Genomic DNA, 22829 nt, shown 5'->3' with positions numbered 1-22829 from the left:
AAGGAGACTAAACTTAATCTGATTATTAAACAACCTGATTATCAGTATATTCATAAAGAACTGTTAAGACCAGGGACAAACATCAGATTATTATGGGAAGAATATGCAGAAGATTGCAGAAACAATAACTTCCCATTTTATCAGTACAGTTACTTTTGCGAAAAGTATCGTGATTATGAACATCAGATTATTATGGGAAGAATATGCAGAAGATTGCAGAAACAGTAACTTCCCATTCTATCAGTACAGTTAATTCTGCGAAAAGTATCGTGATTATGTAAAGAAAAACAATCTTACAATGCATATCACACATAAACCAGGAGATAAGCTAATGGTAGATTGGAATGGGACAACCATGTGTGTATTTGATCGTTATACTGGTGAAAGTATTAAAGCGTATCTATTTGAAGCAACACTTCCATTCAGCATGCTTTGTTATGTTCAGGCTTGTCCTACTATGAAAATTGCAGACTGGATTGATTGCCATATCAATGCCTACAGATACTTTGAAGGCGTAACTAGACTGCTGGTTCCTGATAACCTTAAGACAGGTGTCATATCAAATAAGAAGTATGAGGATCCTGTTCTCAATAAGTCTTACCAGGAAATGGCTGATCACTATGATACAACTATTATTCCTACAAGAGTCAGAAAACCGAGAGATAAAGCGGCTGTCGAAGGGGCTGTTGGTGATTGTACAATCGCAATTGTTGGTAAGCTAAGAAACAGAAAGTTCTTTTCTTTTAACGATTTAAATGCGGCTATATTAAAGGAACTGGATGTTTTCAATAATAAACCATTCCAGAAAAGAGAAGGCTCAAGAAAATCAGTTTATCTTGATGAGGAAAAAGATTATATGCACCCTCTTCCTGAAACTTCATTTGAACTGAGTTCCTGGAAGCGTGCAAAGGTTCAACTCAATTATCATATTTCAGTTGATAAGATGAATTATTCTGTACCGCATGAATATGTAGGCAATTATGTAGATGTTAAGCTGACAAAAAGTACTGTAACTGTCTACTATAAAACGAATCAGATCTGTTCACATCAGAGACTTTATGGACGTGTAAATCAATATTCGACCAATGAAAGTCATATGCCTGAAAATCACAAAAAGTTCCAGTGGAATAAGGAACGTTTTGTAAACTGGGCATTATCCATAGGTCCAGAAACAACCAGAGTTGTAGAAAAATTATTTGAACGATGCAAAGTTGAAGAACAGGCCTATAAGGGTTGTCTATCATTACTCAAATTATCTGATAAATATGGAAAAGCTAGACTTGAAGATGCGTGTAAATTGGCGTTGAAGCACATCCATCAGCCTAGCTATAAGAATATTAAAATGATTCTACAGTCAAATCAAGACATGAAAGATAGAAGTACTACAAATAATAAACATGTATCAGATACGCATGCATTTGTACGTGGCAAGGATTATTACGGAGGAAGAAACAATGAGTAGTCAGGATACAGTAAAAAAGCTCAGACAGATGAGATTGCCTGTAATAGCTGAACAATATGAAATTCAAATCAGTGATCCAAGCTATAATCAGTTATCATTTGAAGAAAGATTCAATGAACTGATTGATATGGAATATGAAAGCAGAGTCAATCATACAATCACAAAATATATAAAAGATGCCCATTTTTATGATTCTACAGCGAGCATAGAAGATATCAACTATAATAACTTAATCGTTCTCAGATGGAAGAACTGGCTACAAACAACTACATAGAAAGAGGTCTCAATATTATATTTGTAGGTGCTTCAGGTTGTGGAAAGACATGGCTATCTAATGCATTAGGCGTACATGCCTGTCGTAATAGAAAGACAGTGCTGTATATCAGACTGCCTGAATTATTTTCAAAATTTGAAGAAAAGAGAATTCAAGGAAAATACAATGAATACTTAAAGAGATTGGGGAAGTATGATCTGTTGATCATCGATGAATTTTTATTGAAACCAACAAACGAATCTGAAAGAAGCGACCTTCTAGAGTTGATGGAAATTCGTTGTAATAGAAAATCAACCACTTTCTGTAGTCAATACTCATTCGATGGATGGCATCAATTATTAGATGGAGGACCTATTGCAGACGCTATTTTAGATAGAATCATTAATAGTTCCTATCTAATTACTTTACACGGAAAATCATTACGCGAAGAATACTCAAGAATAAAACAATAAAACTAGGAAAGGCATAACAATGATAAAAAATTGTCATGCCTTTTTCAAATCCATAGTGGACTTTTGAGCGTATTCAATTTTTGAGTGGGGTGGGCTTGGTCAGCGTATTGGGTGGACTTCTCTACCGTAACGAGTGGTCTTCAATTAGCGGAATACTCAGTTAGCCCTTACTAACAAAGAGGTAATATCATGAGAATACTTATATACGTTGCAGGGGTTATTGGTTCTTTATATGCAGTTTTGTTGAAAGAAGCAGGGTATGATACAACTATTTATGCAAGAGGACATAGACTTGAAGTCCTTCAAAATCAAGAACTCCTTTATACTCAAAAAAAGTAGATATCAAGATCATTGATCACTTACAAGATAATGATATATATGATTTTATTTTTTTAACTGTTAGAGAAAATCAATTATATCAAGCACTTAAAGAATTAAAATCCAATAAAAGTAAAACTATCATTACTATGGTCAATACACTAGATAATTATGAAAAATGGGAAAGTATTGTAGGAAAAGGGAAAAAATATTACCTGCTTTCCCAGGTGCTGGAGGCACTATCACAAATAATATACTTGATGCAGCACTTACTCCTAAAATTATACAACCCACTACTTTTTCTGAAATATCAGGAAAGAAAACAAAAAGAACAGAACAGCTCTCACAAATATTGAAACATGCGCATATACCTTACCAGCAAGTCAATAATATGCATATATGGCAGTTATGTCACCTTGGAATGGTTGTACCTCTTGCAGATGCTTATTATCAAACAGAAAATCCAAAATTTGTAGGACAAGATAAAGTGGTGATGAGAAAAACAACTATTCAGCTTAAAAAGAATTTCAATACATTATATAAAAATCTCAATACCTTATCACCAGTTAAGATGCATATATTCCGCTATTTACCAACATCTATACTCATATATATTTTGTCTCAAACTTTTAAAAGCAGTTTTGGTAAGAAATTTATGTACCAGCATTCGATGAAAGCACCAGATGAAATGAGAGAACTACATAAACAATTTTATTATTATATTAAGAAATGGAGATTATGAATATGACAAATGAAGAATATAAACAACTATCAATCAAAGAATTTACTAAAGCAGCTGGAAGATATGAGGGAAATCATGCAGGTGTCTATGAAATGTGCAAAAAAGATTATCCCGATATTCTAGAAGAAATTGAGAAAGAACCATTCATGAATCTACTAGATGCAGGATGTGGACCAGCACCTATGATTTCTTTACTATCAGAAAAATATCCTGATAAGTATTATACTGGTCTTGATCTTACACCAGCTATGATTGAAGAAGCTAAAAAGAAGAATATTCCAAATGCAGTATTTGTAGTAGGGGATTGTGAGAATTTTCCTTTTGAGGAAAACTCATTTGATGCCATTATATGTTCTATGAGCTTTCATCATTACCCTAATCCACAGGCATTTTTCAATAGTGTAAAAAGATGCTTACGTCCAAATGGTAGATTAATACTTAGGGATGTCACAAGTGATAATAAATTTCTTGTATGGTTAATGAATACATTTGAAATGCCTCTCGCAAACTTATGTGGTCATGGAGATGTTCAGGTTCCTACAAGAGATGTTGTATATAAATGTTGTAAAGAAGCAGGATTAAAAGTAGAGAAGTTTGAAATACGTAAAGGGATGCGCATGCATTGTGTTGTAAGAAAAGAAGGCGATTCAAAATGAAAATAAATGTAAAAGGTGTACCAGAAACAATGATTCAGACTCTTTATGCTCGTGCAAAAGAAACAAGTAAAGAGAATCCTAAAATAAAAGATGAAATGGCTGTATCTATAGTCAAACAATTAGATTATGACTTTTCTCAAGCAGATCAAGATAAAACAATGCGTTCTGGTGTGATTGCAAGAACAATTGTATTAGATAAGATGGTAGAGGAATATTTAGATAAACATAAGAATACTATTGTGATTAATATTGCATGTGGTCTTGATACAAGGTGTTATCGTATGAAAGGCAAATATATACGCTGGTATAATCTAGATTTACCTGAAACGATGAATATAAGAAAACAGTTTTTAATAGAAACAGGACCTATCTATCAAATCGCGAAGTCAGCTATGGATGAAACCTATACAAATACTATTCACAATGAAGGAGAAGACGTTCTAGTAATCATAGAAGGATTGACTATGTATTTAACTGAAATTGATATTAAGAAGATCTTTTCTATTATCGAACATGCATTTTCAAATGTCACAATAATGGTTGAAGTGATGTCACCTTTTATGGTGAAGCACATTAAAGAAAAATCTATAGAAGGAAGTCGTGCACAATTTACATGGGGTATAAAAAATGGGAAAGAACTAGAAAAACTTATTCCTTCATTTTCTTTTCTAAAGGAAATAAGTCTTGTAAAGGGAATGAAGCAATTGATGCCTTTATATCATGTTTTAGGTAAGATTCCTTTTGTTTCTTATGTATCTAATAAAATAATCGTGTTAGAAAAACACATTTGATAAAGAGATGATCATAATGAATAAAAGACATTTTTATACAGAAATGGATGGGTTCTATGGTGTTTATTGGTAGTGTAAGAAAGAATCAGATGTGCAATGATTGGTGATGATGCAGAAGACTATTTAGCCCGTACTTCTGTAAAATGGCTCCATAAGCTTGGTTTAAATGTGATGACTATGTCTCCTGCAAAAAAGGATTATGGAGATCATAATTATCCATTAGAACGTATAGAGAAAGCTATAAGATGGTTAAAAACATCCGGTAATCAAAAGATAGGAATTGTCAGTGCCTCGACCACAGGAACTCTCGCTTTAACAGCCGCTTCTTATTTTGAAGATATCACACTCACAAATTGCAATGTGCAATAGAGTAGGACAAGAGAGTGAAATGAACTTTTCCGGAGAATCCATAGTAGTCAATCAAAATGGTGAAGCTATTAAAAAAGCAGGTGATCAGGAAGAAATCATATATGTTGATATTGATTTGTCTGACTCCAAGAAAATAAGAGAAAGTAGACCCTATACACAGCTAAGAAGAAATAAATTTTATAGAAAAATTATCTTGCCATAAAGTAAGGTTTAGCCTCTATACTTGTAGTAAGGAGGTTTATTACTATGGGTAAAATATTAGTTGCTTATTTTAGTGCAAGTGGTGTTACAAAGCATGCGGCTGAAGAAGTTGCAAAAGAAGCAGGGGCTGATCTATATGAAATCAAACCAGAAGTCCCATATACAAAAGCAGATCTTGATTGGATGAATAAGAAGTCTAGAAGCAGTATTGAAATGGAGGATAAATCAATGCGCCCTGCCATTATTAAAGATAATCTAGATATTTCAAAGTATGATCATATCTATCTAGGTTTTCCTATCTGGTGGTATGTTGCACCTACAATTATCAATACATTCCTAGAAGCATATGATTTCTCTAATAAGACAATTACACTATTCGCTACATCAGGAAGTAGTGGCTTTGGAAACACTGTAAAAGAATTAAAAGTATCAGCACCAAATGCAAATATTAAAGAAGGATTATTACTAAACAATCTAACAACTCAAAAAGTAAAAGAATTAATGGCCTTATGATTATTCATATGGCTTTTTTGATATAATAATGGAAAGGAGGCATAACCATGGAAAAAACAATGAAAATTACTGGTAAAGGAAGAATTTCTGTGAAACCTGATAAAATTAGACTTAACATGACTATGGAAGAATCCTATAAGGAATATGAAGTGACATTAAGTCAATCTAGTAACACAACAAAGATATTGAAGGACTTATTTGTATCTTTTGGATTTCAAAAGGATGACTTAAAAACTAACAGTTTTGACATCGATACCAAATATGAGAGTTATAAAGCTAAAGATCAAAGCTGGAAAAAGAGACTCATAGGATATACCTATACACATCGTATGTTAATAGAATTTGATGCAGATAATAGGAAACTAGGGGAGATACTTTATGCTTTGGCACATAGTGTGATAACACCAGAAATTTCAATTGAATATACAGTGAGTGATCCTGAAAAATATAAAGATGAATTATTGAAGAATGCGATAGAAGATTCAAAACACAAAGCAAAAGTCTTAGCTCATGCTGCAAATGTAGAACTAGGTGATATCGTATCTATTGATTATTCGTGGGGTGAAATTAACTTTGTCTCAGAACCTATACAGAATTTTGCATTCGCAAGTGCAGAAAAAAACGATGAGTAGTCCTGGATATGATATAGATATTGAAGCAGATGATATTGATGTCGCAGATACAGTGACTGTGATTTGGAATATAGAATAATGTTTTAACAATTATTACTGAAAGGAGTTAAATCCTATTCCTAACATTAAATCTGAATGAGCATAGTAGACATGTAATTCCTAATATACAGGACTTTAAAAAGAGATAGGCCACGCTACAGCTAATGAATGAACTAGCTAAAGATGTAAAATCTAGTAAAGAAAAAGGCTGGTTCACGTTAGAAAACCAAGAAAAACTATTCGAAGCCGGCATAGTTGTATTTAAGTTATTATTAACAAAAATATAAAAAATAAACTATAGTCAACCACCAAAAACTTTTACTACGTTTTGAAACATTTAGTCATCAAAAAGGTATTGTTAAAAATTCTTCACTAATAGAAATATACTTATCAGTAAATAGACTATCTTTTTCCCAGATGAATTCAAAATTATGCTGGAGCTTAAAGTCATCTAATATAATTTCTTTTAATATACCTTTCTGTAATTTTTCTTTAACTGCAGTTTTATACATGAAAGAAATACCGCAATCTTTTTTAAGCAAGCTTATAATTGTATGCATATTTTCTATTTGTGTATAATATTTAAAATCAGAAATAGATAAACCACGGACATTTAGACTTTCTTGTAAAATATGTCTTGTACCAGAACCTTGTTCTCGTACAAGAAGTCTCTCATCAAGAAGGTCATGTAAAGTATGAGGTATATTCTTAAACTCATGTGATGCAGCACAGACGGCAATATAGTCCTCTGTGCTGTATTTTTTATGACTATATTTCTCTTTTGGATAATTTCCTTCTACAATAGCCATATGAATCTTACCTTGATCTAATAACTTTAATAATTCTGCCGTATTTCCATAATGAAGATGCAGATTCATTTCAGGATGATGCTTGATAAAATCAGCCAATTTATCCACTATCGCATACTCACCAATTGTCATAGTCACACCAATCGACAATGTTTCTATCATTCCTTCATGACTCTTTATCTCTTTTTTAATTGTTTGCTCATCATTCTGCATAGTCATCAAATATTTTCTTAATATCTCTCCAGAACGTGTTAAAGATAACTGCTTATTTGAATATGCAAAGAGTATTGTTTCATATTCTTGCTCCAAATAATGAATATGCTGTGATACAGCTGGCTGAGTAATATGTAGTTGTTTTGCAGCAAGCGTATAATTTAATGTCTCACATACTTTTAAAAAAGTATGAATACGATAATCTAACATCTCATCACCTCATCAATAATATTTACTTATAGTTCAATAGAAATATATAATTTAATATTATTATAGTCAAGTGATATAATGAGCACACATTTAAAAGAAAGCAGGTAAATCATGGAAACTATTAAAAAGAATATATATGGCATACTTGTATGTTTAGTTGTTGCGATTCCATCATGGTTACTAGGAAAACAATTTCCAGTTATCGGTGGAGCAGTGATTTCAATTCTTGCAGGTATGATTATTACTATGTTTTGGAAAGAAAAAGGTAAAGCAGCACCAGGGATCAAATGGACTTCTAAAATCATCCTACAAACAGCTGTCGTCTTATTAGGTTTTGGTATGAACTTAGGTGTCATCTTTAAAACAGGAAAGCAGTCATTACCTATTATTATTTGTACAATCTCTACTTCACTTCTTATTGCATGGCTTTTAAGAAAGGTATTACATGTACCATCTAATACATCTATTCTCGTAGGTGTTGGTTCATCTATTTGTGGTGGTTCTGCCATTGCAGCTACTGCACCAGTCATTGATGCCGATGATGATGAAGTGGCTCAGGCTATTGCAGTTATTTTCTTCTTTAATGTCTTAGCTGCATTATTCTTCCCTATTTTAGGTAAAGCCATTGGCTTTGACACATTACATGGTGATGCATTTGGAATATTTGCAGGAACTGCAATCAATGATACATCTTCAGTTACTGCAGCTGCATCTACTTGGGATAGTATGTGGCACTTAGGTAGTGCTACACTCAATAAAGCTGTCACTGTCAAATTAACACGTACACTTGCCATTATTCCTATCACTTTAGGATTATCAATGATTAGAAGTAAGAAGAACCAGAAATCTTCAAACTTCAGCTTAAAGAAAGCATTCCCTATGTTTATTCTTTATTTTGTATTAGCTGCCATTATTACTACAGTCAGCCTTCATATGGGAGTCAACAGCAACGTTTTCTTACCTATTAAAGAATTATCTAAATTCCTTATTATTATGGCTATGGCTGCAATTGGTTTAAATAGTAATGTCATTCATTTAATTAAAACAGGTGGTAAACCATTATTAGTAGGTGCATCATGCTGGTGTGGTATTACTATTGTCTCATTACTTATGCAACATGTGATGGGTATCTGGTAATTATTGACTTTATAAACTATATTTCTTAAGATAGAAATAGACTTACAGTGAAACTTAATTTTCACTGTTTTTTTTAATAGGAGAATCATATGAACATTACAGTATATTTAGGTGCCTTGAGAGGCAATGACCCAGTATTAAAGGATGCAGTTAAAGAACTTGGTAGATGGATTGGAGAAAACAATCATACACTCATCTATGGTGGATCTAAATCAGGATTAATGGGATATATTGCAGAAAGTGTATTGAACGCTGGTGGAACTGCGATTGGAATAGAACCACAATTCTTCATTGATGAAGAACTACAATATGATGGCTTAACAGAATTAATCATTACTAAAGATATGACAGAAAGAAAGACAAAAATGATAGAATTAGGAGATGCCTTTATTGCTTTTCCAGGTGGTACAGGAACACTAGAAGAAATATCTGAAGTCATGTCTAAGATTTCATTGAAACAACTTAATGCACCTTGCATATTCTATAATTTAAATGATTATTATAAAGGTATGAAAGAACTTATGTCCCATATGATAGAAATGGGATTATCAACTCATGAGAAACAGAAGGGTATCTATTTTGCGGATCATCTAGACGATATAAGAAATATTATTGAGAAGGAATAGTGATTTTTATCATTATTCCTTTTATAATGGAATAAATAACAGTTAAGGAGACATACAATGAATCTAGAAGGACAAAACTTAGAATCGTTAAGAAGGATGGTTAGACATCTCCAAGAAGAAAATCAAGAATTAAAAGAACTTCTAAAAAAATCTCATATTACATTTAATGAATCAAAAGAAGAAATGACAACCCAATCTATAAATGAGGGTGTATGTATCAAGGATACTTATATTTATGATAAACTTATAGCTTACTTTCTTACTTTATTTCAAGGAAGAAGAGATGTATATGCATTAAGAGGTTCTAAGGGAGGATACTTTCCACAATGTTATAATAGATGGAAAGAATATTGTCCTAAACAAAATAGTCAAAAAGGTGTGTCCTGTCAAAAGTGTCCTTATAAAGAGTGGAAAGCATTAGATAGAGAAGTAGGCAAGGATCACTTATTAGGCTACAAAGACAATTGTACAGATGTCATTGGATTATATCCTTTACTAGAAGATGATACATATAAACTCATAGTTTTTGATTTTGATAATCATGATAATAAGAATAGTGAAAATAATGATTGGAAAGATGAAATTGATGCAATTAGAAAAATATGTCATGAAAATGGTATTGATGTATTAATAGAACGCTCACGTTCAGGAAATGGGGCACATGCATGGATTCTCTTTAAGGAATTTGTACCTGCCTCTCTTGCTAGAGAATTTGGATTACTACTCATTGAGAAAGGAGCTCAATCTATTAATCTCAAATCATTTAGATATTATGATCGTATGTTTCCTACTCAAGATCATAGTGAAGGTTTAGGTAATCTTGTTGCATTACCACTTCAAGGACAGGCATTAAGACAAGGTAATAGTGCTTTTGTAGATGAAAACTGGAATCCTTACTATGATCAATGGAAATTACTAACAACAGTTCATCAATTATCTAAAAATGAGATAGAAGAACATATCTATAAATGGAAAGAAGAACTTTCAATCCCTCAAACTCTTCTTACAATGGATCTAGGAAAAAGAATTAAGCCATGGAAAAAGGATGAAAACTTCCATAGCGAAGATGTCATAGAAAAACTCTCTATTGTCCTTGCAGATGGTATCTACGTGGATACACTTAATCTTCAGCCACGAATCCAAAACCAGATCAGACGCTTATCTGCATTTGATAATCCTATATTCTATAAGAATCATAACTTAGGATTTTCTAATTGGAATCAGCCAAGAGTTATCTATTTAGGGGAAGACATAAACGACTATATAAAAATCCCAAGAGGATTATTAGAAACGCTACTTAATAAGTGCCATTCATCAAATATTGAGTATGAAATTGTTGATAAGAGAGAAAAGGGAAAACCTATTAATGTATCATTTACTGGAAAATTAAGAGATGAACAGCTGACTGCCGCGTCTGATTTATTAAATTATGACAATGGTGTTTTAAATGCAGCGACTGCATTCGGTAAGACTGTTGTATCTAGTTATTTAATATCTCAAAGAAAAGTCAATACACTCATTATTATGCAAAGTGTTTCACTAATAGACCAATGGGTAGATGAATTACATCGCTTTTTAGAAATAAACGAAAATCTACCTGTGTATAAAACAAAAACAGGTAAAGAGAAACAAAGAAAAGATCTCATAGGTGTATTACATGGAAGTAAAAATACTTTAACTGGTATCATAGATGTTGTATCAGTCAACTCTATTTATGACAATGAAGGCAACTGTCGTTTAAATCATGAATACGGCATGGTGATAGTAGATGAATGTCATCATGGTGCCTCTCATGTATTTGAAAATGTATTACGTCAAATTAATTCTAAATATATCTATGGTGTTTCTGCGAACGATAAAAGAATAGACAGACTTGAAAAGAAAGTCTATATGCAGCTAGGTCCAATTAGACATCAATATACAAGCAAAGAAAGAATAGAAAAACAATCTATTGATCATCATGTCTATCCACGATTCACAAGAATAATGGCGTTAGGTGATAGTAAAAATGATCTTAATAGTGCGTATGCGTTTATCTCTAAAAATGAAAATAGAAATAATATGATTATTTCTGATATCAAGAAGTGTATTGAAGAAAATAGAACACCTATCGTATTAACACGCTATAAAGATCATGCTAAATTATTGTATGAATCACTTAAGAAGAATGTCCTAGATCATACATATCTTATTTATGGTGATCATACATTAAAAGAAAATGAAGAAGTAAGAAAAACAATACTAGCACTTTCTCATGATGAACCTTTTATACTTGTTGCGACATCTCAATCAGTTGGTGAAGGATTTAATGTACCTAGACTCGATACACTATTTTTAACTTCTCCTGTATCTGGTGAACCTTTAGTTGATCAGTTCTTAGGAAGAATCAATAGAGATTACAAGTATAAAAAAAGTGCGATTGTCTATGATTATGTAGATTCTCATATTCATTATTTTAATAATATGTATAAGAAACGCTTATCTGCTTATAGAAAGATTGGTTTTGATGTGATTACTGATCTTGTAGACAATAAACAAAACGTGAATCACATTTACAATTATAATGATTATTTAGAAGTATTTAGACAAGATATCCATGAATCAAATAAAAGCATCATTATCTCTAGTCCTCAATTAAATGAAAAGAAAGTATTATCTTTTATTGATTTAATTAAAGATAGACAAGAAAAGGGTGTTTCAGTCAATGTATTCACCAAACAGACAGATGAACCTTATACAAATAATCTCATAGATTTATTATATGGTAATGGTGTATTTGTAGAAGTGTATCCTGATTTAGATTCTTATTTTGCAGTCATTGATCAAGAAATCGTATGGCACGGTGGAATAAACTTGCTTGGTAAATCAAATATCTATGATAGCTTAATGAGAGTGAAATCAACTACGATTGCGGAAGAACTTATATTTAGACCTACAGAAACTAAAGATTTTGACTCCTAAGTTACAATCTTTTTAAACCTCATAATACGATGATATAATCTATAATAATGGAGGTGCGTTATAATGATGGAATATCTCAAAGAAACACAGATGCTAGATTATTCTCATCCTAACATTCAAAAACTCATTTACGATAAACAATGGAAACAAATGAATGAATTTAACAGAATACAAGCAATCTATAATTATGTAAGAGATGAAATCTTATTTGGCTATAATAGTGATGATTATATACCTGCTTCAAAAGTACTAGCCGATGGCTATGGTCAATGTAATACTAAAGGAACTCTATTTATGGCATTGCTACGTGCCTGTGATATTCCATGTAGAATACATGGCTTTACTATTGATAAGAAACTACAAAGAGGAGCTATGACAGGTATTGTATATCATAGTGCACCTAAGAATATATTTCACAGCTGGGTGGAAGTTTGCCTTGAAAATCGATGGTATGAACTAGAAGGATTTATTTTAGACAAAGCATATCTTAAACAACTTCAGAATAGATTTACTAAATGTACTGGTCCATTTTGTGGTTATGGTATTGCAGTGAAAAACTTCAAACACCCTATAATTGACTTCAATAGAAATAATACCTATATTCAAAGCGAAGGAATTACTCAAGACTTTGGTATCTATGATTGTCCAGATACGTTACTAAAAGAACATCATCAAGAGATGTCAACCATTAAAACATTCGCTTATAAGTATATTGGTAGACATCTTATGAATTATAATGTAAAGAAAATAAGGAGACACCTCTATGGCATTTAAGATAGTAAGAAACGATATCACAAAAGTAGAAGCTGATATCATAGTCAATACAGCAAATCCAAAACCTAAATGTGTTAGTGGCACAGATCTTGCGATATATGAAGCAGCAGGAAAAGAGGCGCTTCTTGCAGAAAGAAAGACTATTGGTCCTATTGAAAGAGGAGATATTGCAGTCACTGGAGCTTATAATCTCGATGCAAAATATATTATTCATACAGTAGGACCTGTATGGATTGATGGAAATCATCATGAACTTGAAATACTAGAAAGATGTTATCGTCTACCTCTACAAAAAGCAATAGAACTCGGATGTCAAAGTATCGCATTTCCTCTTATTTCTACAGGCGTTTATGAATTTCCAAAAGATAAGGCTTTGCACATTGCAGTTTCTGTATTCAGTCAGTTTTTGACAGAACATGAAATAGAAATTATTTTAGTTGTATTTGATAAGACCTCTTTTCAATTATCGAGTCAGATTGTAGGAGAGATTGATTCTTATATTGATGCAAACTATGTCAAAGAAAGTCATATCAATGAGTATCCTTTAAGCTACAGACGAAGTGCTCGTCTTCGTTCTTTATTTAACTCTACGCTTCATGAAGAACCATCTCTACATTTATCGAATACTTCTATAGAAGATCAGCTCGCAAATATTGGTCCTTCATTTCATGATAAATTATTTGAATTAATAGACAAAGCGCATCTAAATAATAAAGACGTATGGAAAAGAGCAAATCTAGATAGAAAACTTTTTTCTAAAATTCAATGCAATAAGAATTATCATCCTAAAAAGAAAACTGTATTTGCATTATGTATCGCATTACAGCTTAATCTAGAAGAATCAAAAGATCTACTTGCAAGAGCAGACTGGGCATTTAGTCCAAGTAGTAAAGTAGATCTAATTGTACAAAAAGCAATCATAGACAAACACTACGATATTATGGAACTCAATATTACATTATTTAAATATACCAATGAAACTCTTGGTATATAACTGACGTCGGCACTTCATGTATCGACGTTTTTTAAATGTCGCTTTCAAAGCGACCATATATCTTTCCTCCTCATTTATACTGATAGTGTAATAAGAAAAGATTGGAGGAATACATTATGTATGGTGCAATTTTAGGAGATATTATTGGTAGTCCATTTGAATTTGATAGAGGAGATAAAACAAAGGATTTCAAATTATTTAGTAGAAGATCTCATTTTACAGATGATTCAGTCATGACTCTTGCTGTATGTGAGGCGTTACTTAAAGTAGGCCAGGATGCAACAGTCAAAGAAATTGAGGATGCTGTTATAACAAGTATGCAATCATGGGGAAGAAGATATCCTAATGAAGGATATGGAGGTTATTTTAGATGCTGGTTAACAGCACGTCATCCTGAGCCTTATAATAGTTTTGGAAATGGTTCTGCAATGAGAGTATCAGCTGCAGGATGGCTTTATGATTCCCTTGAAAAAACAAGAGTTGTCGCAAAAGCAACTGCAAATGTAACTCATAATCATCCAGAAGGTATTAAGGGTGCAGAGGCGACTGCGAGTGCGATATTTATGGCAAGAAATGGTTCATCAAAAGAAGAAATCAAAAAGTATATTGAGAATGAATTTCATTATGATTTAAATAGAACACTTGATGAAATCCGTCCTAGCTTTCATATGGATGAAACTTGTCAAAAAACCGTCCCAGAAGCAATCATTGCTTTTCTTGAAGCAAGAGACTTTGAAGATGCGATAAGAAATGCAGTATCTCTAGGTGGAGATACAGATACACTTGGTGCTATTACAGGAAGTATTGCGGAAGCTTATTTTGGAATATCTGAAACATTAATATCTGAATGTAGAAATCGCATCAATAAAGATATGAGAGATATTGTTGATGCATTTTATAGTCTTGTTAGAAAAGATGATTCACCTAATACAAATCAGATGATTGAAAAAGCTATCAATCAATATTATGTTCATAATGACAAAGAAGGTATGATACTATTTATGAATATGATGATAAATGCAATGAATCAGGGTGGAGAATTTATTGTTCCTTATATTACTAAGAATCCATTCTTATCAAAAGAACAAATCAATAGTATAAACATTGGTGACACATTTACTCTTGATCATGATGTCAAACTTAAAATGGAAACAGTCAAAGATGCAAGTGGTATAGAGTGGCTAGGTGTATTTACTTCAACAGAAGAAATGCATAAAGGTTCTAGTGGCAATGTTCAGATCAATCAATCCATCCTATCAATTCTAAGATTAGCACTTGACTTAGAAGAGAAAAATGGAATTGTCATCAATCCATTTGGAAAATATATGCAAATAAGCAAAGCTATGATACTACTATTGATTGGCATATATGAAGAACATGAAAAATAATTAAAAATCCTCAAGAGATTGTAACTGACTTGTTATAATCTCTTTTTTGCATTAAGAGCATATTTCCATGCTGAAAAAACTATGTAATCTATTACATATAACCATACTGTAATATTTGTTGAGCATATTTCTTTTACAATGTCAACATATGTGTCTTGACATCTGTCAACAACAATGATAGCATATGCATCAGCGTAGCGAGAGAGGCGCTTAATTTAGGAAAAGTTGGAAAAAGAGGATAAAATTATGGATATGATGAATAGAATCAAGCAGCTTAAAGAAGAGAAGAATGCTGTTATATTAGCTCACTATTATGTGGATGCAGATGTACAGGAAGCGGCTGATTTCATTGGGGATTCATTCTATCTTGCAAAAAAAGCAGCTGAAACAGATGCTGATAAGATTGTATTTGCAGGTGTAGAATTCATGGGTGAAAGTGCGAAGATACTTAATCCTAATAAGCATGTATATATGCCAGATGCACATGCTGATTGTCCTATGGCTCATATGGTGACTATAGAAAATATTAAAAAAATGAGAGAAAAGTATGATGATTTAGCTGTTGTTTGCTATATCAACTCTACTGCAGAAATAAAAACTTATAGTGATGTATGTGTTACTAGTTCAAATGCAGTAAAGATTGTTAATAAGTTACCTAACAAGAATATTTTCTTTATACCTGATCAGAACTTAGGAAGCTATGTAGCAACTCAGGTTAAAGATAAGAATATTATCTTAAATAGTGGTTTCTGTCCAAGACACCATATTATGACTAAAGAAGATGTATTAAATGCCAAGAAAGAACATCCTAACGCTTTAGTAGCTGTTCACCCAGAATGTAAACCTGAAGTATTAGGAGAAGCTGATTATATTGGTAGTACATCAGGTATTATTGATTATATTGTAGGTAATGATGCAAAGGAATTTATCGTTGGTACTGTAGATGGTGTTTATGCCACTATCTTAAAACAAGCACCTGATAAGAAGCTTTATAATGTAGTAAGAACTCAGGTATGTCCTAATATGAAACTCAATTCACTAGAAAAGATTATTCATGTATTAGAGACTGGAGAGAATGAAGTATTCTTAGATGAAGAATTTATGAATAAAGCTAAAGCACCATTAGAAAGAATGCTTGAACTTGCTAAATAGGAGATGATTAAAAATGAGTAAAAAAACAGATGTTCTTATTGTAGGTACTGGATGTTCAGGATTATATTGTGCCCTTAAATTACCTGGAAACCTTAATATTCATATGATTACTAAATCATGTGTAGAAGAAAGTGATAGCTTTCTTGCCCAGGGTGGTATTTGTATGTTTAAGGATGAAAGTGATTATCATGCTTTCTTTAAAGATACACTAAGAGCTGGCCATTATGAAAATAATCCTCTTTCTGTAGAATTAATGATTAGAAGTTCTCGTGCTGTACTTGATGATTTATTATCATATGGTACTGATTTTGCTAGAGATGAAGAAGGAAACCTTAAATATACTAGAGAAGGTGCTCATTCTACTAACAGAATCCTTTATCATGAAGATATTACTGGTAAAGAAATCACTAGTAAGCTTTATGCAGAAGCCAAGACAAGAAAGAATATCACTATTGAAGAATATGTCACTTTGACTGATTTAATTGTTAAAAATGGTAAGTGTGTTGGTGGTAAAGTGCGCAAGGGTAATGAAGAATATGATATCTATGCAGACTTTGTTGTACTTGCAACTGGTGGTATTGGTGGTAAATATAAGAATTCTACTAACTACCGTCATTTAACAGGTGATGCCATTGATTTAGCTAAGAAATACAACATTGAAACAGAACATTTGGATTATGTACAGATTCATCCAACAACTTTCTATAGTGAAGATAATGAAAGACGTTTTCTTATTTCCGAAAGTGTCAGAGGTGAAGGTGCACTTCTTTATGATAAGAATGGTAATCGTTTCGTTAATGAATTATTACCTAGAGATGTAGTTTCTGAGGCAATTAAGAAACAGATGGAAAAAGATGGTACTGATTATGTCTTAGAAGATTTAAGACCTATTGGTGAAAAGGAACTAAAGGAACATTTCCCTAATATTGTTCAGTACTGCTTAGATAAAGGCTATGATGTAACTAAAGAATGTATTCCAGTCGTACCAGCCCAGCATTATTTCATGGGTGGTGTAAAAGTCAATGAAAACAGTAAAACATCTATGCCTAACTTATACGCTGTAGGAGAAACAGCATGTAATGGTGTTCATGGTAAGAATAGACTTGCTAGTAACTCATTATTAGAAAGTTTAGTATTTGCTAAAAGAGCCGCAAAAGATATGACAAGAAAGTATGAGGCCCTAAGTATGTTTGATAAAACAACTTTAAAATTAAATGTAGACCCACTAATCCTTTCAGCTCTTCGTGAAGATATTACAAGTGAAGATGTATCTACATGCAGTGTTATGAGAACTGCACAGTTAGGTGAAGTAGAATTAATTTGTAAAGAAAATGGTATTATTGCTGGTCTTCAGATTTTTGAAAGAACATTCAAATTATTAGATGAAGATGTAGATGTACATTTCTTTGCTCATGATGGTGATAAAGTACATAAAGGCGAATTATTGGCTAAAGTCACTGGTGACATGAGAACTCTTCTTGAAGGTGAAAGAACTGCTCTTAACTACTTACAGAGAATGTCAGGTATTGCGACTTATACTCGTAAGGTGGCAGATCTTCTTGAAGATACAGATATTAAGTTACTTGATACAAGAAAGACAACTCCAAATAATAGAATTTTTGAAAAGTATGCTGTTAAAGTAGGTGGAGGAAGCAACCATAGATATAACTTAACAGATGGTGTTCTATTAAAAGATAATCATATTGGTGCAGCAGGAAGCGTTACTAAAGCTGTACAGATGGCAAGAGACTACGCTCCATCAGTAAGAAAGATTGAAGTAGAAGTAGAAACATTTGACATGGTGAAAGAAGCAGTTGCTGCAGGTGCTGATATTATCATGTTAGATAATATGAGTACTGAATTATTAAAACAGTCAATTGATTATATTGATAAACGTGCTGAAATTGAAATTTCAGGTAATGTTACTGCAGAAAACATTAATAGAGTTAAAGATATGGGTGTTGATTTCATTTCTAGTGGTGCTTTAACACACTCTGCAAAGATTCTAGATTTATCATTAAAGAACCTTCATGCAATTAATGGGAGAGACTAAATGACTGGTAAAGAAAGAAGGGACTACATCCTTACAGAACTGATGGAAAGTGATACACCGATTTCTGCTTCTAATTTTGCGAAACGTCTTCAGGTTTCACGTCAGGTTATTGTGAATGATGTTGCACTTCTTCGCGCTAACAATCATGTTATAGAAGCAACCAATAAAGGATATATCATACGTCAGTCTGCAATGGTAGAAAGAGTTCTTAAAATGCAGCATACAGATGCAGATATAGAAAAAGAGTTAAATACTATAGTTGATTTAGGTGGCTATGTGAAAGATATCTTTGTCTATCATAAAGCTTATCATATTGTACGTGCACCTCTTAATATCGCATCACGTTTAGATGTAAAGAAATATCTAGATAATTTAAAATGTGGGAAATCCATCTCTTTAATGACAGTCACAAGTGGATATCATTATCATACTATCTGTGCTGAAACAGATGAGAGACTTGATGAAATACAAGATGCTTTATCAAAGCTTGGATATCTCGCAAAACTACAGGAATATGAACCAGTGGAATTCTAAAGGCCATCTTCATTGATGGCTTTTTTTATGTATAATGATAAAGAGGTGATGAACATGATTTATATAACAGGTGATACACATGGAAATCAATTTAAATGGCTTGAGCAGATAGATCCTATACTTAAAGAAGGGGATATAATTATAGTTTGTGGTGATTTTGGAATAGGCTTTTTCCAACAGAAGTATTCTTCTGAAGAATCATTCTATGATTTTATTAGTGAACAGCCTTATACTGTTTTATTTATTGATGGAAATCATGAAAACTTTAATCTACTTAATAGTTATCAAGTAGAATCATGGAATGGGGGATATGTCCATAAAATCAGACATAACCTTATTCATTTAATGCGTGGAGAAATCTATACAATAGAAGGAAAGACATTCTTTACCTTTGGTGGCGGTTATTCTATTGATCAGCCATTACGTAAAGAGAATGTTTCCTGGTGGCCACAAGAAATGCCAAGCAAGCAGGAATATGAGAATGGCTTACAACATTTAGATAGCGTAGATCATGTAGATTACATTATTACTCATACAGCACCTGATGAAACAGTCTATTTTCTATCAACTATTAAAAAATATCATATAAAAGGTGATGTCTATCAGGAATTTCCTCTAACGACTTATTTAAATGATGTGCAAAAGAAAACAAGCTATACTCATTGGTATTTTGGGCATTTTCATGTAGACAGAGAGTTATGGAGAAATCAGACAGCACTCTTTAATACAATATATGAATGTGAGTCTCATCGTATCATTAAACAATGGAATACATATGAATGTTAACATCTAGACTTTGAAACTAGATATATTGACATTAAATAATAGATATGTTAAACTTGCTGTACAAGAGGTGATTGATATGAAACGCACAAAGTTAGATGACCGTTTACTTCCTGATTATACACGTGGTGAAGAAATATTTAATATGGTGACTCATATAGTAGGGGCAGCCTTTGGTGTTGCAGCACTTGTATTATGTATTATATTTTCATGTTTACATCATAATGGATATGGTTTAGCATCTGGTATCGTTTATGGTGTCTCTATGATACTCTTATATACAATGAGTTCTATTTATCATGGTTTATCTCCTAATTTAAAGGCAAAGAAAGTATTCCAAATTATGGATCATTGCAGCATCTTTGTCTTGATTGCAGGAACCTACACACCAGTACTTTTATGTTCAGTTAGACAGGCAGATCCGTTCTGGGCATGGGTATTATTTGGTATTGTATGGGCAGTCACTATTTTAGGGATTACATTAAATGCCTATGATATCGAGAAGTTTGCGAAGTTCTCTATGGCCTGTTATTTAGTTCTAGGCTGGTGTATTGTCTTTAAGTTTAATTTACTTCCTGGTACTATTGGAATGAATGGTATCTATTTATTAGTTGCTGGAGGTGTGGCATATACAATCGGTACAATCTTCTATGGATTACAAGAAAAGATCCATTATATGCACTGTATCTGGCATCTATGGATCTTACTTGGTAGTGTTCTACATTTCTTATGCATCATCTTATATTGCATGTAACAGGCTTACGCCTGTTTTTCTTTTATATCTTTTAAAGACATGCTATAATCGTTGAGGAAAGGATGATTAAATGAAAAAAATAAATTTTAAATACGGTTTCTTATACTTGATCACATTTATTATTGTATTAGGTGGCGATTTAGTAACGAAACTTGTAGTCAACGAATCAATGCAGTTAGGCCAGAGCTATCAGGTCATTAAAAACTTTTTTTATTTCACTTATATTCATAATACAGGTGCCGCATGGGGTATGCTTTCAGGGCATTTCTTTATGTTCTATGCAATTTCTATTATTGCTGGTATTATGCTTATTTATTATTTCATCAAAAGTGATAAATCCCAGGTCTTATTAAGATTTGGAATTGTGCTTATATTTAGTGGTATGCTAGGAAATCTATATGATCGTGTTGTTTTTCATTATGTAAGAGACTTTTTAGATTTCTTTGTATTTGGTTATGATTTTCCTATTTTCAATATTGCCGATATGGGTGTTGTAATAGGTGTTTTATTAATCATCTTAGATTTAGGAATTGGAGAATATAAACAATGGAAATACAATCAATTACACCAGAATTAGAAGAAAAAGGCTTGCGTTTAGATAAAGTAATCTTAAATCATATGCCTGATCGTTCACGTACTGAGATTCAGAAATGGATTAAAGCAGGACAGGTTATTGTTAATGATAATGTTGAAAAAGCTAACTATAAGGTAGAAGAAGAGGATGTCATCCAGGTCACTTTACCAGATCCTCAAAGTACTGAAATTAATCCTGAAAATATCCCATTAGATATTGTTTATGAAGATGAAGATGTGATTGTCGTCAATAAACCTACAGGTATGATTGTTCATCCATCAGCAGGTATTTATTCAGGAACACTTGTGAATGCATTACTCTATCATTGTCATGATTTATCAGCAATAAATGGTATTACACGTCCTGGTATTGTACATCGTATTGATAAGGAAACAAGTGGTTTATTAATGGTCGCAAAAAATGATAATGCCCATCGTTCATTATCTAAACAATTAGAAGAACATTCAGTTGTACGTCGTTATGTAGCACTCGTTCATGGTGTTATTAATCATAACGTAGGTCGTATTGAAGCACCTATTGGACGTGATAGCAAGGATCGTAAGAAGATGGCTGTCACTAGTAAGAATGCTAAGGATGCGATTACTAACTTTAAAGTATTAGAACGTTATGATGATATGACACTTATTGAATGTCGTCTAGAAACAGGTAGAACACATCAGATCCGTGTTCATATGCAATATATTGGTCATCCAGTTTATGGTGATCCTCAATATGGCTTTAGAAATGATGATAACACACATGGTCAGTATCTTCATGCTAAAGTATTAGGTTTTGTACATCCTAGAACCAATGAACATATGTACTTTGAAGCACCTTTACCTGATTTCTTTGAAGAAAAGATCAAAGAACTAGGAGGAGAATACAATGGATAAGCAGATCATTACATGGGATCAATATTTCATGGGAGTGGCTAAACTCTCTGCTTATCGTTCTAAAGATCCTAATACGCAGGTAGGCGCTTGTATAGTAAACAGTGATAATCGTATAGTAGGGGTAGGATACAATGGTCTTCCAAGAGGATGTGAAGATGATAAGTTCCCTTGGTCTGTAAGAGAAGGGGCTTTATATGATACAAAGTATCCTTATGTTGTACATGCTGAATTAAACGCAATACTTAACTGTACTCAGAAGTTGCAGGGTTGTCGTATCTATGTTTCTTTATTCCCATGTCATGAATGTACAAAAGCAATCATTCAGAGTGGTATCAAAGAAATTGTCTATGAAGATGAAAAATACAAAGGAACAGAAAGTGATAGAGCAGCTAAACGTATGTTAGATGTGGCTGGTGTTTCTTATCGTAAAGTTCCCGCATTTGAAGTAGAAATAAAAAAAGAGAATCAATAATGATTCTCTAGATGAAGAAGAGGCTGTGACGAAATGATTTAATATCATTTCCA

At 32.6% G+C, this 22829-nt stretch carries 26 protein-coding genes and 1 pseudogene; 26 read left to right on the top strand and 1 reads right to left on the bottom strand.

Annotation, left to right across the window (positions count from 1 at the left end; genetic code table 11):
- From QVO42_RS04670 to QVO42_RS04615, 12 genes and pseudogenes are all read left to right on the top strand, one after another.
- Nucleotides 1-228: pseudogene (locus QVO42_RS04670) on the top strand (hypothetical protein); the annotation flags it as partial.
- Between the two features lie 70 nt (nt 229-298).
- Nucleotides 299-1462 (top strand): IS21 family transposase, encoded by a 1164-nt coding sequence (gene istA, locus QVO42_RS04665; RefSeq protein ID WP_288163844.1) that lies wholly within the window; start codon nt 299-301, stop codon nt 1460-1462.
- Nucleotides 1455-1736 (top strand): ATP-binding protein, encoded by a 282-nt coding sequence (locus tag QVO42_RS04660; RefSeq protein WP_022425009.1) that lies wholly within the window; start codon nt 1455-1457, stop codon nt 1734-1736. The genes istA and QVO42_RS04660 overlap by 8 nt, the downstream gene beginning before the upstream one ends.
- A complete protein-coding gene (locus QVO42_RS04655; RefSeq protein ID WP_022425008.1) occupies nt 1706-2188 on the top strand; it encodes an ATP-binding protein in 483 nt (160 codons plus the stop codon). The genes QVO42_RS04660 and QVO42_RS04655 overlap by 31 nt, the downstream gene beginning before the upstream one ends.
- Before the next feature lie 189 nt (nt 2189-2377).
- Nucleotides 2378-2527, top strand: coding sequence for a ketopantoate reductase family protein (locus QVO42_RS04650; RefSeq protein WP_022425007.1), 150 nt, complete (start codon nt 2378-2380; stop codon nt 2525-2527).
- A gap of 157 nt (nt 2528-2684) precedes the next feature.
- Nucleotides 2685-3248, top strand: a complete 564-nt coding sequence (locus tag QVO42_RS04645; protein WP_022425006.1) for a hypothetical protein — start codon at nt 2685-2687, stop codon at nt 3246-3248.
- Nucleotides 3249-3250: 2 nt separating this feature from the next.
- Nucleotides 3251-3904 carry a class I SAM-dependent methyltransferase gene (locus QVO42_RS04640; RefSeq protein WP_022425005.1) on the top strand — a complete coding sequence of 218 codons (654 nt, stop codon included), beginning with the start codon at nt 3251-3253 and terminating at the stop codon, nt 3902-3904.
- Nucleotides 3901-4695 (top strand): class I SAM-dependent methyltransferase, encoded by a 795-nt coding sequence (locus QVO42_RS04635; protein WP_022425004.1) that lies wholly within the window; start codon nt 3901-3903, stop codon nt 4693-4695. The genes QVO42_RS04640 and QVO42_RS04635 overlap by 4 nt, the downstream gene beginning before the upstream one ends.
- A gap of 96 nt (nt 4696-4791) precedes the next feature.
- Nucleotides 4792-5064, top strand: coding sequence for an alpha/beta hydrolase family protein (locus QVO42_RS04630; RefSeq protein ID WP_022425003.1), 273 nt, complete (start codon nt 4792-4794; stop codon nt 5062-5064).
- Between the two features lie 19 nt (nt 5065-5083).
- Nucleotides 5084-5266, top strand: a complete 183-nt coding sequence (locus QVO42_RS04625) for a carbon-nitrogen hydrolase family protein (protein ID WP_022425002.1) — start codon at nt 5084-5086, stop codon at nt 5264-5266.
- 44 nt (nt 5267-5310) lie between these two features.
- Entirely contained in the window at nt 5311-5778 is a 468-nt protein-coding gene (locus QVO42_RS04620; protein ID WP_022425001.1) for a flavodoxin, read from the top strand.
- Nucleotides 5779-5825: 47 nt separating this feature from the next.
- Nucleotides 5826-6410, top strand: coding sequence for an SIMPL domain-containing protein (locus QVO42_RS04615; protein ID WP_022425000.1), 585 nt, complete (start codon nt 5826-5828; stop codon nt 6408-6410).
- 383 nt (nt 6411-6793) lie between these two features.
- Here QVO42_RS04615 and QVO42_RS04610 read toward each other — a convergent pair whose 3' ends face one another.
- Nucleotides 6794-7681: a LysR family transcriptional regulator gene (locus QVO42_RS04610; protein WP_022424999.1), complete on the bottom strand. Its 888-nt coding sequence runs from the start codon at nt 7679-7681 to the stop codon at nt 6794-6796.
- A 111-nt stretch (nt 7682-7792) separates the two neighbouring features.
- Here QVO42_RS04610 and QVO42_RS04605 point away from each other — a divergent pair, with 111 nt between their 5' ends.
- From QVO42_RS04605 to QVO42_RS04540, 14 genes are all read left to right on the top strand, one after another.
- Nucleotides 7793-8818, top strand: coding sequence for a YeiH family protein (locus QVO42_RS04605; protein WP_022424998.1), 1026 nt, complete (start codon nt 7793-7795; stop codon nt 8816-8818).
- An 89-nt stretch (nt 8819-8907) separates the two neighbouring features.
- On the top strand, nt 8908-9444 hold the full coding sequence (locus QVO42_RS04600) for an LOG family protein (protein WP_022424997.1): 537 nt from the start codon (nt 8908-8910) through the stop codon (nt 9442-9444).
- 57 nt (nt 9445-9501) lie between these two features.
- Nucleotides 9502-12405: a TOTE conflict system archaeo-eukaryotic primase domain-containing protein gene (locus QVO42_RS04595; protein WP_022424996.1), complete on the top strand. Its 2904-nt coding sequence runs from the start codon at nt 9502-9504 to the stop codon at nt 12403-12405.
- Between the two features lie 63 nt (nt 12406-12468).
- A complete protein-coding gene (locus tag QVO42_RS04590) occupies nt 12469-13179 on the top strand; it encodes a transglutaminase-like domain-containing protein (protein ID WP_022424995.1) in 711 nt (236 codons plus the stop codon).
- Nucleotides 13169-14173, top strand: a complete 1005-nt coding sequence (locus QVO42_RS04585) for a macro domain-containing protein (RefSeq protein WP_022424994.1) — start codon at nt 13169-13171, stop codon at nt 14171-14173. Before QVO42_RS04590 ends, QVO42_RS04585 begins: the two co-directional genes overlap by 11 nt.
- 116 nt (nt 14174-14289) lie before the next feature.
- Nucleotides 14290-15561, top strand: coding sequence for an ADP-ribosylglycohydrolase family protein (locus QVO42_RS04580; protein ID WP_022424993.1), 1272 nt, complete (start codon nt 14290-14292; stop codon nt 15559-15561).
- A gap of 246 nt (nt 15562-15807) precedes the next feature.
- Complete coding sequence (nadA, locus tag QVO42_RS04575; protein WP_022424992.1) at nt 15808-16713, top strand: quinolinate synthase NadA; 906 nt, start codon at nt 15808-15810, stop codon at nt 16711-16713.
- Between the two features lie 13 nt (nt 16714-16726).
- A complete protein-coding gene (locus QVO42_RS04570; protein WP_022424991.1) occupies nt 16727-18766 on the top strand; it encodes an L-aspartate oxidase in 2040 nt (679 codons plus the stop codon).
- Complete coding sequence (locus QVO42_RS04565) at nt 18767-19300, top strand: transcription repressor NadR (RefSeq protein WP_022424990.1); 534 nt, start codon at nt 18767-18769, stop codon at nt 19298-19300.
- A gap of 54 nt (nt 19301-19354) precedes the next feature.
- A complete protein-coding gene (locus QVO42_RS04560) occupies nt 19355-20086 on the top strand; it encodes a metallophosphoesterase family protein (RefSeq protein ID WP_022424989.1) in 732 nt (243 codons plus the stop codon).
- A 76-nt stretch (nt 20087-20162) separates the two neighbouring features.
- Nucleotides 20163-20837 carry a PAQR family membrane homeostasis protein TrhA gene (gene trhA, locus QVO42_RS04555; RefSeq protein ID WP_022424988.1) on the top strand — a complete coding sequence of 225 codons (675 nt, stop codon included), beginning with the start codon at nt 20163-20165 and terminating at the stop codon, nt 20835-20837.
- Between the two features lie 70 nt (nt 20838-20907).
- Nucleotides 20908-21414 (top strand): signal peptidase II, encoded by a 507-nt coding sequence (lspA, locus tag QVO42_RS04550; protein WP_022424987.1) that lies wholly within the window; start codon nt 20908-20910, stop codon nt 21412-21414.
- Nucleotides 21384-22304, top strand: a complete 921-nt coding sequence (locus QVO42_RS04545) for an RluA family pseudouridine synthase (RefSeq protein WP_022424986.1) — start codon at nt 21384-21386, stop codon at nt 22302-22304. The genes lspA and QVO42_RS04545 overlap by 31 nt, the downstream gene beginning before the upstream one ends.
- Entirely contained in the window at nt 22297-22776 is a 480-nt protein-coding gene (locus tag QVO42_RS04540) for a deoxycytidylate deaminase (RefSeq protein ID WP_022424985.1), read from the top strand. Before QVO42_RS04545 ends, QVO42_RS04540 begins: the two co-directional genes overlap by 8 nt.
- Nucleotides 22777-22829: the final 53 nt, after the last annotated feature.

The organism is Catenibacterium sp. CAG:290 (assembly GCF_000437715.1).
Classification (GTDB): domain Bacteria; phylum Bacillota_I; class Bacilli_A; order Erysipelotrichales; family Coprobacillaceae; genus Catenibacterium; species Catenibacterium mitsuoka_A.
The sequence above is the reverse complement of the archived record's forward strand: the minus strand, read 5'-3'. Positions and strand labels throughout refer to the sequence as shown.

What these genes read in the sequence shown, in the direction of transcription:
- istA (WP_288163844.1), top strand. Translation starts at nt 299, where the DNA reads ATGCATATCACACATAAACCAGGAGATAAGCTAATGGTAGATTGGAAT.
- QVO42_RS04660 (WP_022425009.1), top strand. Translation starts at nt 1,455, where the DNA reads ATGAGTAGTCAGGATACAGTAAAAAAGCTCAGACAGATGAGATTGCCT.
- QVO42_RS04655 (WP_022425008.1), top strand. Translation starts at nt 1,706, where the DNA reads ATGGAAGAACTGGCTACAAACAACTACATAGAAAGAGGTCTCAATATT.
- QVO42_RS04650 (WP_022425007.1), top strand. Translation starts at nt 2,378, where the DNA reads ATGAGAATACTTATATACGTTGCAGGGGTTATTGGTTCTTTATATGCA.
- QVO42_RS04645 (WP_022425006.1), top strand. Translation starts at nt 2,685, where the DNA reads ATGGGAAAGTATTGTAGGAAAAGGGAAAAAATATTACCTGCTTTCCCA.
- QVO42_RS04640 (WP_022425005.1), top strand. Translation starts at nt 3,251, where the DNA reads ATGACAAATGAAGAATATAAACAACTATCAATCAAAGAATTTACTAAA.
- QVO42_RS04635 (WP_022425004.1), top strand. Translation starts at nt 3,901, where the DNA reads ATGAAAATAAATGTAAAAGGTGTACCAGAAACAATGATTCAGACTCTT.
- QVO42_RS04630 (WP_022425003.1), top strand. Translation starts at nt 4,792, where the DNA reads ATGATTGGTGATGATGCAGAAGACTATTTAGCCCGTACTTCTGTAAAA.
- QVO42_RS04625 (WP_022425002.1), top strand. Translation starts at nt 5,084, where the DNA reads ATGAACTTTTCCGGAGAATCCATAGTAGTCAATCAAAATGGTGAAGCT.
- QVO42_RS04620 (WP_022425001.1), top strand. Translation starts at nt 5,311, where the DNA reads ATGGGTAAAATATTAGTTGCTTATTTTAGTGCAAGTGGTGTTACAAAG.
- QVO42_RS04615 (WP_022425000.1), top strand. Translation starts at nt 5,826, where the DNA reads ATGGAAAAAACAATGAAAATTACTGGTAAAGGAAGAATTTCTGTGAAA.
- QVO42_RS04610 (WP_022424999.1), bottom strand. Translation starts at nt 7,681, where the DNA reads ATGTTAGATTATCGTATTCATACTTTTTTAAAAGTATGTGAGACATTA.
- QVO42_RS04605 (WP_022424998.1), top strand. Translation starts at nt 7,793, where the DNA reads ATGGAAACTATTAAAAAGAATATATATGGCATACTTGTATGTTTAGTT.
- QVO42_RS04600 (WP_022424997.1), top strand. Translation starts at nt 8,908, where the DNA reads ATGAACATTACAGTATATTTAGGTGCCTTGAGAGGCAATGACCCAGTA.
- QVO42_RS04595 (WP_022424996.1), top strand. Translation starts at nt 9,502, where the DNA reads ATGAATCTAGAAGGACAAAACTTAGAATCGTTAAGAAGGATGGTTAGA.
- QVO42_RS04590 (WP_022424995.1), top strand. Translation starts at nt 12,469, where the DNA reads ATGATGGAATATCTCAAAGAAACACAGATGCTAGATTATTCTCATCCT.
- QVO42_RS04585 (WP_022424994.1), top strand. Translation starts at nt 13,169, where the DNA reads ATGGCATTTAAGATAGTAAGAAACGATATCACAAAAGTAGAAGCTGAT.
- QVO42_RS04580 (WP_022424993.1), top strand. Translation starts at nt 14,290, where the DNA reads ATGTATGGTGCAATTTTAGGAGATATTATTGGTAGTCCATTTGAATTT.
- nadA (WP_022424992.1), top strand. Translation starts at nt 15,808, where the DNA reads ATGGATATGATGAATAGAATCAAGCAGCTTAAAGAAGAGAAGAATGCT.
- QVO42_RS04570 (WP_022424991.1), top strand. Translation starts at nt 16,727, where the DNA reads ATGAGTAAAAAAACAGATGTTCTTATTGTAGGTACTGGATGTTCAGGA.
- QVO42_RS04565 (WP_022424990.1), top strand. Translation starts at nt 18,767, where the DNA reads ATGACTGGTAAAGAAAGAAGGGACTACATCCTTACAGAACTGATGGAA.
- QVO42_RS04560 (WP_022424989.1), top strand. Translation starts at nt 19,355, where the DNA reads ATGATTTATATAACAGGTGATACACATGGAAATCAATTTAAATGGCTT.
- trhA (WP_022424988.1), top strand. Translation starts at nt 20,163, where the DNA reads ATGAAACGCACAAAGTTAGATGACCGTTTACTTCCTGATTATACACGT.
- lspA (WP_022424987.1), top strand. Translation starts at nt 20,908, where the DNA reads ATGAAAAAAATAAATTTTAAATACGGTTTCTTATACTTGATCACATTT.
- QVO42_RS04545 (WP_022424986.1), top strand. Translation starts at nt 21,384, where the DNA reads ATGGAAATACAATCAATTACACCAGAATTAGAAGAAAAAGGCTTGCGT.
- QVO42_RS04540 (WP_022424985.1), top strand. Translation starts at nt 22,297, where the DNA reads ATGGATAAGCAGATCATTACATGGGATCAATATTTCATGGGAGTGGCT.